The 12500-nt window shown below is 40.1% G+C and carries 12 protein-coding genes; 3 read left to right on the forward strand and 9 right to left on the reverse strand.

The window, feature by feature from the left end:
* Positions 1-3: 3 nt before the first annotated feature.
* The 9 genes from rraB to PALI_RS02820 all read right to left on the reverse strand — a co-directional run bounded on the left by rraB (position 4) and on the right by PALI_RS02820 (position 9285).
* Positions 4-339, reverse strand: a complete 336-nt coding sequence (gene rraB / locus PALI_RS02780) for a ribonuclease E inhibitor RraB (RefSeq protein ID WP_007376503.1) — start codon at positions 337-339, stop codon at positions 4-6.
* Positions 339-1052 (reverse strand): 1-acylglycerol-3-phosphate O-acyltransferase, encoded by a 714-nt coding sequence (locus PALI_RS02785; RefSeq protein ID WP_138583921.1) that lies wholly within the window; start codon positions 1050-1052, stop codon positions 339-341. The genes rraB and PALI_RS02785 overlap by 1 nt, the downstream gene beginning before the upstream one ends.
* 162 nt (positions 1053-1214) lie before the next feature.
* Positions 1215-3509, reverse strand: a complete 2295-nt coding sequence (gene parC, locus PALI_RS02790; RefSeq protein ID WP_138583920.1) for a DNA topoisomerase IV subunit A — start codon at positions 3507-3509, stop codon at positions 1215-1217.
* A 10-nt stretch (positions 3510-3519) separates the two neighbouring features.
* Complete coding sequence (locus PALI_RS02795) at positions 3520-4614, reverse strand: PQQ-dependent sugar dehydrogenase (protein ID WP_193154860.1); 1095 nt, start codon at positions 4612-4614, stop codon at positions 3520-3522.
* 29 nt (positions 4615-4643) lie between these two features.
* Positions 4644-6533 carry a DNA topoisomerase IV subunit B gene (gene parE / locus PALI_RS02800; protein ID WP_138583918.1) on the reverse strand — a complete coding sequence of 630 codons (1890 nt, stop codon included), beginning with the start codon at positions 6531-6533 and terminating at the stop codon, positions 4644-4646.
* Positions 6534-6574: 41 nt separating this feature from the next.
* A complete protein-coding gene (locus PALI_RS02805; RefSeq protein ID WP_138583917.1) occupies positions 6575-7135 on the reverse strand; it encodes a YqiA/YcfP family alpha/beta fold hydrolase in 561 nt (186 codons plus the stop codon).
* Entirely contained in the window at positions 7120-7905 is a 786-nt protein-coding gene (locus PALI_RS02810) for a metallophosphoesterase (protein WP_138583916.1), read from the reverse strand. The genes PALI_RS02805 and PALI_RS02810 overlap by 16 nt, the downstream gene beginning before the upstream one ends.
* A complete protein-coding gene (locus PALI_RS02815) occupies positions 7892-8350 on the reverse strand; it encodes a DUF1249 domain-containing protein (RefSeq protein ID WP_182702187.1) in 459 nt (152 codons plus the stop codon). Before PALI_RS02815 ends, PALI_RS02810 begins: the two co-directional genes overlap by 14 nt.
* A 308-nt stretch (positions 8351-8658) precedes the next feature.
* Entirely contained in the window at positions 8659-9285 is a 627-nt protein-coding gene (locus tag PALI_RS02820; RefSeq protein WP_182702188.1) for an NUDIX domain-containing protein, read from the reverse strand.
* Between the two features lie 150 nt (positions 9286-9435).
* Here PALI_RS02820 and tolC point away from each other — a divergent pair, with 150 nt between their 5' ends.
* The 3 genes from tolC to PALI_RS02835 all read left to right on the forward strand — a co-directional run bounded on the left by tolC (position 9436) and on the right by PALI_RS02835 (position 12447).
* Positions 9436-10791 (forward strand): outer membrane channel protein TolC, encoded by a 1356-nt coding sequence (gene tolC / locus PALI_RS02825; RefSeq protein WP_193154861.1) that lies wholly within the window; start codon positions 9436-9438, stop codon positions 10789-10791.
* A gap of 111 nt (positions 10792-10902) precedes the next feature.
* Positions 10903-11829, forward strand: coding sequence for an LpxL/LpxP family Kdo(2)-lipid IV(A) lauroyl/palmitoleoyl acyltransferase (gene lpxL, locus PALI_RS02830; RefSeq protein ID WP_077536962.1), 927 nt, complete (start codon positions 10903-10905; stop codon positions 11827-11829).
* A 45-nt stretch (positions 11830-11874) separates the two neighbouring features.
* Positions 11875-12447 carry a toxin co-regulated pilus biosynthesis Q family protein gene (locus tag PALI_RS02835; RefSeq protein WP_193154862.1) on the forward strand — a complete coding sequence of 191 codons (573 nt, stop codon included), beginning with the start codon at positions 11875-11877 and terminating at the stop codon, positions 12445-12447.
* The last annotated feature ends 53 nt before the right edge of the window (positions 12448-12500 follow it).

Here is a 12500-nt window from a genome sequence, read left to right on the forward strand (position 1 = left end):
GAGTTACTCCTGAAAGTAAGTCCCCCAACCGTCGTATTCTACTTCGCATTCAACGGCTAATTGCGCTAATTTATCAACGTCTTCCATAATAACGTCAACATCAAGCTCAGCTTCAACAACTATGTCAAAGCTCCAAATTTTACTGCCGTCTTCAAGCTCAAGCTCTGCTGGCTCTTCAACATCGTAACCTAATTTAAAAGCAGCAAGCGCTGCTTGCTCTAATTTAGGGAAATCTTCACACACAAAGTGATGCTCTACTTCATAAAGTATTTCAGGATCAGACCCATCTTCAAGTAATGATGATACGATGTCTTCACTTATTTCACGCCAGTTTTCCATTATTTTTCTCTCACTTGAGCATCTAATTCAGTTATTTTAGCAGCCATAATACTGTGTACATTTTTGGCGTGCTCTCGCGCACCAATACTTTCATCAAGTGATATAGGCGCTAACATTTCTATATAAATTGTACCATTATCCCAACGATTTAGCTCAATGGTTTTATGCGTTGTACTCATACATACAGGTACTATAGGCACATCTGCACTCATTGCTGTATGAAAAGCCCCTGTTTTAAAAGGTAATAAACCACGTCCATAACTACGTGTACCTTCCGCAAAGACCCAAACAGATAGGCCATTTTTCTTTATCTTTTCAGCGGCTTTTGAAATTGTACCCGCAGCTTTAGAGCGATTTGATCGATCAATTAAAATATTACCTGACAACCAATACAGCTGACCAAAGAATGGAATCCATTTTAAACTTTTTTTACCTAAACTTACGCAGTTTTTTGGCACCATGGCTGGAATGGTAAATAAATCATAACTATTTTGATGATTAGCAACATAAACAGCTGGGCCTATGTCGGTGGCACTTTTATGACGAGTTAAAACCAGTTTAACGCCAATCATTTTAGCCATTGAGCCAAACCAGCCCGCTATAATATGCACGTTATTAGGATGAAATGGCCTTACTAATGACAGTAGTAAGCCAAAAAAACAACTCAATAATATAAACAACAGCATAATAAAAATACGTATAACAGCTAACAAGTGGGCTTCTCCAAAAATCAATTATGAGTATTATAGCGTTATTTTGTGACACAAACGAGACTATAGCGCACAACTGTACGCTGAAAGATTTAAGTCCTTTATTTTAAAACAAAAACGACCTGCAAATGCAGGCCGTTTTTATTTATACAAAAAAGTGATTGGCTACTCTTCGCTAATAACGTCTATTCGTTCATCATCTTGAGGAGTTAGCTCTACAACAGCCTCATCAACACGTTGCAAGCCGCGTGGTAACTTATTACCTCTACGGCCCCGCTCACCATGATAATGCTCTAAATCGCTTGGTTTAAGTGTTAATTTTCGTTTACCGGCATGAAGCGTTACACTACTTCCTTCTGGTACAACAGCCAATACTTTTACAAATTCTTCGCGAGCTTGGACTTTAGCCCCTGGAATAGAAATTATTTTATTACCCTTACCTTTACCTAATTTTGGTAAGTCGCGTAATGGGAATAAGAGCATTCGACCTTCGTTAGAAATAGCCATACAGTAATCACTTGCTACATCGTTTACTCTTATTGGTGAAAGTAATATTCCACCTTTAGGAACACTGACCAGCGCTTTACCATTTTTATTTTTACTCACTAAATCTTTAAAATCAGTAATAAAGCCGTAGCCCGCATCTGACGCCATCAATAAGACTTGCTCATCTTCACTCATTACTACATGTTCAAAATTAGCGCCGGCGGTTAAATTAAAGCGTCCTGTCATCGGCTCACCTTGGCTACGTGCCGAAGGCAGGCTATGAGCATCGGTTGCAAACGCCCGTCCTGCTGAGTCTAAAAAGACCGCTGGTTGATTGCTCTTACCTTTTGCTGAAGCTCTAAAGCCATCACCAGAGCGATAACTTAACCCTTGTACATCTAAGTCATGGCCTTTACCAACGCGTGCCCAGCCTTTATCTGAGAGCACGACAGTAACTGACTCTGAAGGTATTAAATCTTTTTCGTTAAGTGCTTTCGCTTCTGAACGCTCAATCACTGGCGAGCGGCGATCGTCACCATACATTTCAGCTGCTTCTTGAATTTCTTTTTTAAGCAGTGTTGACATACGACGTTCTGAACCCAAAATTTGCGCTAATTTATCACGCTCTTTGGCTAGTTCATCTTGCTCACCGCGAATTTTAAATTCTTCAAGTTTTGCTAAATGACGAAGCTTTAATTCTAAAATCGCTTCCGCTTGCGTATCAGTTAAATCAAAGCGCTCCATTAATACAGGCTTTGGTTTATCTTCGCTGCGGATGATTTCAATAACTTCATCAATATTTAAAAAGGCGGCTAATAAACCCTCTAAAATATGTAGACGCGCTAATACTTTATCTAAGCGATACTGCAAGCGGCGACGCACGGTTTCGCGTCTAAATATTAGCCACTCGCTTAAAATACAACGTAAGTCTTTAACTTGTGGACGACCATCTAGTCCCAACATGTTTAAGTTTACACGGTAGTTTTTTTCTAAATCTGTGGTCGCAAACAAGTGCGCCATCAATGGCTCTGCTTTAATACGGTTAGAGCGCGGTATAATCACTATACGAGTTGGATTTTCGTGATCTGATTCATCACGTAAATCGGCAATCATGGGTAATTTTTTAGCGTTCATTTGCGCTGCAATTTGCTCAAGCACTTTACCACCAGAACATTGATGCGGAAGCGCTGTAATCACTATATCGCCATGTTCTTCGGTGTATACCGCTCGCATTTTGATAGACCCGCGACCGGTTTTATATATTTTATGAATATCGGCTTTTGGGGTAATTATTTCAGCGTCGGTTGGATAATCTGGTGCATGTACAAGCTCAAGTAATTCTTCCAGCTCTGTTTTTGGTTTATCAAGCAATAAACAACATGCACTGGCGACTTCTCGTACGTTATGTGGCGGAATATCGGTTGCCATACCAACTGCAATACCGGTTATACCGTTAAGTAAAATATGTGGTAAGCGAGAAGGCAGTACGACGGGCTCATCCATTGTGCCATCAAAGTTTGGTGTCCAATCGACTGTGCCTTGGCCAAGCTCTTTTAATAGTACTTCTGAAAATTTAGACAAACGCGCTTCTGTATAACGCATTGCAGCAAACGATTTAGGGTCATCTGCAGCGCCCCAGTTTCCTTGCCCGTCTACCAATGGGTAGCGATAGGAAAACGGCTGCGCCATCAATACCATCGCTTCGTAACAGGCGCTGTCGCCGTGTGGATGGTACTTACCGAGTACATCACCCACTGTACGGGCTGATTTTTTATACTTAGCATTAGCTGATAAACCCAGTTCGCTCATCGCATAAATAATACGTCGCTGTACTGGTTTTAGGCCATCGCCTACATGCGGTAGAGCACGATCCATGATTACGTACATGGAATAGTTTAAATAAGCGTCTTCGGTAAAACGCCCCATAGTTTGTTGCTCAATTCCTTGCATTAGCAAGGTATCTGTATCACTCATTAAAGCTTACCTAGTTTTTCTTATAGCTTACACGGTAGATTACATTGGCGTAATCATCGCTTACTAACAGACTGCCGTCGCCTAATTCTGCAAATGCAACAGGGCGTCCAAATGTTATTTCGTTTTTCATAAAGCCAGTAATAAAAGGTGTATATTTAGTTACGCGACCGACTTCAATTGTTGCTAGCCCTACTTTGTAGCCTGACTTTTTAGAACGGTTCCATGAGCCATGTTCAGCTACAAATAATTGCTGCTTATAACTTGCTGGAAATTGCTTACCATTATAAAAATGAATACCTAGTGGTGCGACATGCGCTGGAAGAGTGAGGGCTGGCGACGTGTAATCGGCAATATTTTTACCTTTGCCAAACTCAGGATCGATGATCGCACCTGCGTGCACATACGGAAAGCCAAAATGTTCACCCTCTTGCGTTGCACGGTTTAACTCATCCGGTGGAATATCATCGCCCATCATATCGCGACCGTTATCACTAAACCATAAGGCTTGGGTGGCAGGATGAAAATCAAAACCTACTGTATTTCTAACCCCTTTTGCTATGGTTTTTATTTGTTTAGTTTCGACATCTAACGCAAAAATTCGGCCAAAACGATCGTCTTCAGCACAAATATTACACGGTACACCAACCGGTATGATTAACTCCCCCGTTGGTGCAAAACGTAAAAATTTCCAGCCATGGTGACGCTCAGATGGCAATGCGTCATACAGTATTTCAAACTTTGGTTTTTTTAATTGAGTATCAATATTTTTAAAGCGAATAATGCGATGTACTTCACCTACATACAGGTCGCCATCTTTAATGGCTAAACCCGACGGCATATTTAATCCCTCGGCAACCAGCATTTTTTTATCAGCAACACCGTCGCTATTATGGTCGATAAGCGCATATACATTGCCTGCTTTACGAGAACCTACGTACACAATCCCCTTTTTTGAAACCGCTAATTGACGTGCATTTTCTACATCATCTGCAAATAAGCTGATTTCAAACCCAGGTGCTACAGTAAGCTCGTCGAGTATGTTTTTAGCTATTGCCGGAGCGGTAGTCAGCCCAAGTAATAGCAAACTTCCTAGTAACTTATTCATTCGTCTCTCCTAGTGTTAAGCACAAGTAACTAAACTTGTGCCTTATTACCATGATCCTCTAGCCATTGACGACGATCTGGCGATCGTTTTTTAGCAAGCAGCATATCCATCATTTCCATGGTCTCTACTTCTTCATCAAGTGTAAGCTGCACCAAACGTCTGGTATTTGGATCCATCGTAGTTTCACGAAGCTGCAACGGATTCATTTCACCCAGACCTTTGAATCGCTGTACGTTTACTTTTCCGCGCTTTTTTTCTGCTTCTATACGCGCCAAGATAGCGGTTTTTTCGCCTTCATCAAGTGCGTAGTAAACTTCTTTACCAATATCAATTCTAAATAATGGCGGCATTGCAACATACACATGCCCTGTTTTTACTAGCTCTGGAAAATGACGAACAAACAGAGCACACAATAGAGTTGCAATGTGTAATCCATCCGAATCAGCATCGGCCAATATACAAATTTTATTGTAGCGCAATCCCGACATATCGGTTGATTCCGGATCAATACCCAATGCCACTGAAATATCGTGTACTTCTTGCGATGCGAGTATTTGCCCCGATTCAACTTCCCACGTATTTAAAATTTTACCTCGCAGCGGCATAATTGCCTGAAACTCACGATCGCGCGCTTGTTTAGCAGAGCCACCTGCAGAATCACCCTCTACTAAAAATAATTCAGTACGGTCGTTATCAGCGGCACTACAATCTGTTAATTTACCTGGTAATGCAGGGCCTGCGGTAACGCGTTTACGAACTACTTTTTTAGCAGCGCGTAAGCGGCTTTGTGCATTTGAAATGCATAACTCCGCTAACAGCTCTGCGGTATCAGTGTGCTCATTTAACCACAAGCTAAACGCATCTTTTACAACACCCGATACAAATGCAGCGCACGAGCGTGATGATAGTTTTTCTTTGGTTTGACCTGCAAATTGTGGGTCTTGCATTTTAACTGACAGCACGTAACTACAGCGCTCCCAAATGTCATCTGGGGTTAACTTTACGCCACGCGGGAGTAAGTTTCTAAACTCACAAAATTCACGCATTGCTTCAAGTAAACCTTGGCGTAAACCATTTACATGCGTACCGCCTTGTGCGGTAGGGATCAGGTTCACATAACTCTCGGCTATGGATTCGCCACCTTCAGGTAGCCATACAACAGCCCAATCTGCACCTTCAATTGAGCTTTTAAATTCGCCTACAAACGGGTCCTGCGGTAATGTTTCAAAGCCTTTAATAGCTTCAATTAAGTAATCTTTTAAGCCTGTTTCGTAAAACCACTCTTGGGTTTCTTTTGTTTGTTTGTTAACAAACTTAATACGTAACCCAGGACATAAAACCGCTTTGGCTTTTAATAAATGGTTTAGTTTAGTAATTGAATAGTTTGGTGAATCAAAATAGCTAACATCTGCCCAAAAACGAACCGTAGTACCTGTGTTGCGCTTACCCACAGTGCCAATTACGTTTAAGTCTTCTACTTTATCGCCACTTTCAAATGCCATTCTGTATTGCTGAGCATCGCGTCGTACCGTTACTTCAACACGCGTAGATAACGCATTTACTACAGAAATACCGACACCGTGTAGACCGCCAGAAAATTGATAGTTTTTATTAGAAAACTTGCCGCCGGCGTGTAACTTAGTGAAGATTAATTCAACCCCAGGAATGCCTTCCTCAGGGTGAATATCAATGGGCATACCACGTCCATCATCACTTACTTCAAGCGAGTTGTCTTCGTGAAGTATTACGTCGATACGAGTAGCATGACCCGCCATCGCTTCATCGACACTGTTATCGATAACCTCTTGGCCTAAATGATTTGGCCTTACAGTATCGGTGTACATCCCAGGACGTCTTTTTACTGGATCTAACCCATTAAGTACTTCAATGGCTTCGGCGTTATAATTTTGATCACTCATAATTTTTATCTTTATATGTGCTAAGACGAGCTTAGCTAGTTTTACGTGATTTTAAGAAAATCTACAATATTCGCAAAAGTGCTTTCAAAACCTGTATAGCTATGATCACCACCAAATTCTACCAATTGCTTGCATTGTGAATAATAATTTACTGCGTGTTGAAAATTTAACACTTCATCGCCTGTTTGCTGTAGTAAATACAGTAATTCAGGGTGTTTTAGTTTATCGACAGCCAGTGCTTTTAAAGCGTTTATATGACTGTTATTTAAATCATAATAATAATCTTGATACGGATTATAATTTGGACCAAGTAACGGCTGCAATAATGTGTACGGTGCTACTGCGGGATTAATAACCACTGCAGGAATTTGATAACGCTGCGATAAATATGTGGCAAAAAAACCACCTAACGAGCTACCTAATAAAACAGTATTAGGCGTTATTAATTGCTCAAGCTTAATTATAGCTTGTAGAGGCTCGTGGTTTAAGTTCGGTACACAATAATCAACATCATAGTTTGCCATAAGCTCACCAAAGCGCACAGCTTTATATGATTTTTGTGAACTATTGAAACCATGAATATAAATTACCCGTTTAGCCATATGACTTCCGTTTTTACACTTGTTCTAGCTTTTTGCGCGTCTATATAAAACATTCTGTAAGCGGGGCCACAATTTTGCTGCAGCCACTGTGCGCTATACTTTTTAAACTGCACTGAACTGGCTGGCGTTGCATAGACTTTTAAATCTCTATAGCTTTGCTCATATTCATTATGAACATGACCATGAAAAAGCCCACTAACATTGCCACTATTTACCAAGATATTTAATAATTGAGGCCCATTTTCAAGCATATGCTTATCGAGGTAACCATTTATTGGTAATGGATTATGGTGGCAAAAGATGAGCTTATCATTACTTGATTGCACTAAACAATCGGCTATTTCATCTAAATGCGCACCGCTAACCCAGCCAGCTGGTGTGGGACCTTTTGAGTTAATAAGTAACAACTCAATTTCGTTTGCCACTATATGTTTAGCGCTATTTATCTGCCCACCACTTATACGACTCAACATTGCTGTTTCATCATGATTACCTGGCAGCCAAAATACAGGGCATGTTAATGCGCTTTTATGTATCAATTCACTAAACAGCAGGTAAGATTCAAAACTGTGATCTTGTGTTAGATCACCACCAAAAATCACACCATCTAGTGCTTGCGTGGCCATATGCGCTAATGCTTGCTCAAAATGTGATGCCGTATTTACACCAAAGTACTCATCCGCTTTATCAGCAAATAAATGGCAGTCAGTTATATGAGCTATGCGTAATGAAGACGTATTAAATTTGTAAGGCTCATTAAACCAGCCCATTATTTACATCCCAATTAAGGGTTGCTTGCCCATGCTCAACACAAGCTACAAGCCAGTCATATAAAAACGCATTGAGTTGATACTTTTCATCTTTTTGGTGCATTTTAGGATTAGGGTATCCATAAGATGGCTTGATTCGCTGATGATAATCGTGATGAATAATTTCAGCAACTTTAGCATCGTGATACAGCCTTACAGTTAAATATAGCGGTGTAATACCTTTCACCATGCCTGTTAGTTGCTTGATTGAAATATCCATAGTGTATTTTGCGCTACCATCAATTTTTGTAGCAAACTCACTGTTGCCTAGTTTTACTTCGCGAATGCTTCCTACATTGCGCTCGCTAGGTAACAACTTTAATAGTCGCACGTAATTATGCTCACAAAGCGTTAAATACTTTGGGAGGCTTTGAATATATCGCTGCGTTGCTAATTGTGCTGTCAAAGTACCACCATTATTTTTTAACCGAATTTAGGGCGTGTTGATCTTTGTGGATTGAAATTTGTTCAATCTAGGGGCGGTTGAATCACGGCGCGAGGTTTGTAACCTAGTGGGCTAAGTAAAAACCGAGCAACAAAGAGTCGACCGTCCCTAGATCGAGCTCAAAGGGCAGCGCATGTTTGGCATTTATGCTGCGTTCTCGCCTATTTATGGGGAACACCACACATCATAGGCTCTGCCTTGCTTAAATACCAAACAGTCTGCTGTAAATTCAACCACCAAAGATCAACACGCCCTAGTTAATTTAAAAGTTATGCCCACTTTCCTTTCATTTTTTCGCGATTAAGTGCAAGCCACTGCATGCAGATAACCGTTGCGGCATTATCCATTTCACCGTTATTGAGCCGCATTAACGCATCATCAACCGATAAAACGTGTGTTTTTATATCTTCGCCTTCGCTTTCAAGGCCATAGACACCCGATTTCACTTGGCTTAAATCAGCACGAGCTAAATATAAATAGAGGCGCTCTGTTGTGCCCCCAGGGCTTGATAAATATGAAAGCATAAATTCAAGCTCTGTTAACTCAAGTCCAGCCTCTTCATACGCTTCTTTTTTAACAACCGATTCATAATCTGTACTGCCATCCGTCATTCCGGCTATACATTCTAGCAGCCACGGCGAATGCTTGCTTTTAATGGCGCCAATTCGTATTTGTTCAATTAAGAGAATGCTATCTGATACGGGATCATAAGGAAGTACAGCAATTGCATCGCCTCGTTCTAAAATTTCACGACTAATTAACTGTGAGGTGCCACCTGCAAATAATGCATGTTCAAACTCGTATAAATTAACCTGAAAGAAACCTTTGTAGAGATTTTTTATCGGTTTTATGTTCACATCTTTATGTGTAAATTGAACCAAGCTTTTATTTACCATCTATTGGTTTCCTATATTGCTCAACAACTAAAATGCGATAATATATCCTGTTACATTTGAACATACGGTTTTACAAAAAAATTTTTTTTTATGAAGTAAAACAGGTTAACATGCTTTTAGTATAAAAATTGTCTAAGGACTGAACCTAATATGAAAAAGAACATCCTTGCGGCGCTGGTTAGTTTATCATGCGCATTAGGCGCTACAGCCGCTAACGCTGAAGATTTACTACAAGTTTTTGAAATAGCGACAGCTAACGATCCCACCGTGTTAAAAGCAAAAGCCCAAGCTGATGCACAATCTTACCAAAGTGATCTTGCCATGAGTGCATTATTACCTCAAATTGGTTTAAGTATGGGTTACAAAAAAACTGATTCAACCTCTTATAGACAATCTGAAGATTTATCGGCTATTAATCAGTTTAATACTGATAACGATGAGTTTTCTCGAGGCTTAAGTTTAAGCCAAACTTTATTTGATTTAGGCGCTTGGAACTCGTTAGACATTGCAGACAAACAAGCTCTGCAAGCAAGTGCGCAATACGATGCAGCTAAGCAAAACTTAATTGTACGCGTTGCTGAAGGTTATTTTAACGTATTAAGTGCGGTTGACAACCTTGAGTTTGTAGAAGCTGAAAAACGTGCTATTGAACGCCAACTTGAACAAACAAAACAGCGTTATGCAGTGGGCTTAACAGCAATAACTGATGTACACGAAGCGCAAGCTCAGTTTGATAATTCAGTAGCTCAAGAGATTATCGCAAGCAATGCAGTAGAAACAGCCCGTGAGCAACTTCGCGAAATCACTGGTAAGTATCATGCAAAGTTAGACTTTTTAAATACCGACAGTTTCTCTACAACCAAGCCTGCCAAACTTTCTTCAGATTTTGTTAAAGTCGCTGAAAACAAAAATATTAGCTTACAAGTCTCTAAAGTAACCGTCGATATTGCAAAAGACCAAATTGAGCAAGCAAAAGCGGGGCATTACCCAAAACTAACTCTAAACGCTAGCTATGGCGATACCCTGACTGATACAACAACAAACAATATGAGCTTTAATAACCGCCCACGTGAAGATTTATCATCTGTCGGTATTAACTTTAGCGTCCCACTGTACTCGGGTGGCGCAACGGTTGCAGCAACTAATCAAGCCCGTGCATTTTACGTAGCTGCAAGTCAAGATTATGAGACTAATTACCGTGCTATAACACGCACAGTTATTACATCTTACAACCAAGTTGTTTCGGACATTGCTACCTACAAAGCACTAGAGCAAGCGGTCGTTTCGGCCCAAAGTGCGCTTAAAGCAACTGAAGCAGGTTTTGAAGTAGGCACACGAACTATTGTTGATGTGCTGGTTAGTACACAAAACTTATTCAACGCCAAGCGTAACCTTGCTGATGTACGTTATAGATATGTGTTATCGACTCTGCGCCTAAAATTGGCTGCTGGTACACTACAAAGTGAAGATTTAGTGGCTATAAACCAAGGCTTAAAAGCCGCTTAAGTTATAGCTTGATATAAAATCTATATATATTCAAAGCCAGCTAAATGCTGGCTTTTTGTATTTTATAACGCTTAGCGTTAAACTAGTGTTTTTTATTATTAGAGAATTTTTGTGGTCACCTCATCCCCTTTTAAAACATCTTTTTTAGGCCCTCGATATTGGCTAACATGGATTGGCGTTCTATTTTTATATTTAATATCTTGGTTACCACAAAAACTACAATTAACGATGGGAAAACTACTTGGCCGTTTAGTTTATAAATTTATGAAGCGGCGCCGCCATATTGCACAAGTAAATATTAAACTTTGTTTTCCTCAGATGAGCGAAGCCGATCAACAAGCTTTAGTTTTGAAGAATATGGAAAATACTGGTATTGCTATGGTCGAAACAGGTATGGCTTGGTGGTGGCCGCAATGGCGAGCACAAAAAGCATTGGGCTCTTTAAAAGGGCTTGAGCACTTTGAGCGAATACAGCAATCTGGTAAAGGTGTTTTGCTATTGGTGCCGCATGTTCTTCATCTTGAAATGGCCGGCCGTTTGATGGGTTTGGGATGCCAAGGGATTGGTTTTTATCGCCCCCATAATAATCCGCTTATGGAATACTTTACAACCAATGGACGCCTTCGCTCTAACGAATACTTAGTTGGTAAAAAAGACGTAAAAGGTTTATTAAAAGCGTTAAAAAACAAAAAAGTTTGTTATTACTTACCGGATCAAGATTACGGCCGCAACCGTTGTGAGTTTGTGCCATTTTATGCAGTACCAGATACAGCAACAACCACTGGAACACTTATGTTTGCTGGCAGCAAACACTGTGAAACTATGAGCTTAATTACTCGCCGTGATGAAAATGGCAAGTATCATTTAGAAGTATTACCCGAGCTTGAAAATTTCCCCAGTGGCGATAATAAAGCGGATGTAACACGTGTTAATCAACGTATAGAACAATCCGTTAATGCAGCACCAGAGCAATATATGTGGCTGCACCGTCGCTTTAAAACGAGACCTGACAAAAATACACCTTCTTTTTACAAGTAGTAATTGGTATAACTATTAAAGGTACGCATTAGATGAGTAATAATTATGTGGTTTTGGCTTAAACATTTTTTAGTTGCAGTATTATTAATAGTATTTGCTCTCTACTTTTTACTGGGTGACGGCTTAGTATTAGATTTTAAACACTCTAAAAATGCAGCTGCTGAAGGATTGTCACGCTTTTATGCTTCAATTCAGAATAAAGCTAAAAATGATAAAGAACGCGGTAACTTTGTACTAAAACTAGCTGCGCCAGAACAAACTCTAGATCGTGTATTAACCGAGCGCACTCGTATCGTTGACCCTATGCCAACAAATTGGGCTGGAAAAATCGAACCTAGACGCTTTGAAAGCGGAACCACACTAAAAGAGGCGCTTTCTGAATTTGCCGAGAACGAAGGCATCACCTTATATTGGTATTTAGATAAAGACTTTGTAGTGAAAGATTACTTTAGAGTGGATAACGATTTTACTTCGACATTTTACCAAATTGGTCGCGCTATAAATGATGAATTTGAATACGAGGTTTACACTTATTTTTGCCACAAACAACGTGCTGCAATTATCACTGAAAAACCATCTGAGTTTGTTCGAGCAAACTGTGTCAAAATAAATGTGTGAGTAAGTAACCCAAAAATCCAAGCCTGTGCTTGGATTTCTGTCATTCAATTCAA

The sequence above is a fragment of the Pseudoalteromonas aliena SW19 genome, assembly GCF_014905615.1.
GTDB classification, from domain to species: Bacteria; Pseudomonadota; Gammaproteobacteria; order Enterobacterales; family Alteromonadaceae; genus Pseudoalteromonas; species Pseudoalteromonas aliena.

Bases quoted from the DNA above. Each gene is read 5' to 3' on its own strand.
- PALI_RS02795 (WP_193154860.1), bottom strand. From the start codon at position 4,614: ATGAATAAGTTACTAGGAAGTTTGCTATTACTTGGGCTGACTACCGCT.
- PALI_RS02810 (WP_138583916.1), bottom strand. From the start codon at position 7,905: ATGGGCTGGTTTAATGAGCCTTACAAATTTAATACGTCTTCATTACGC.
- tolC (WP_193154861.1), top strand. From the start codon at position 9,436: ATGAAAAAGAACATCCTTGCGGCGCTGGTTAGTTTATCATGCGCATTA.
- rraB (WP_007376503.1), bottom strand. From the start codon at position 339: ATGGAAAACTGGCGTGAAATAAGTGAAGACATCGTATCATCATTACTT.
- PALI_RS02820 (WP_182702188.1), bottom strand. From the start codon at position 9,285: ATGGTAAATAAAAGCTTGGTTCAATTTACACATAAAGATGTGAACATA.
- PALI_RS02835 (WP_193154862.1), top strand. From the start codon at position 11,875: ATGTGGTTTTGGCTTAAACATTTTTTAGTTGCAGTATTATTAATAGTA.
- parE (WP_138583918.1), bottom strand. From the start codon at position 6,533: ATGAGTGATCAAAATTATAACGCCGAAGCCATTGAAGTACTTAATGGG.
- parC (WP_138583920.1), bottom strand. From the start codon at position 3,509: ATGAGTGATACAGATACCTTGCTAATGCAAGGAATTGAGCAACAAACT.
- PALI_RS02805 (WP_138583917.1), bottom strand. From the start codon at position 7,135: ATGGCTAAACGGGTAATTTATATTCATGGTTTCAATAGTTCACAAAAA.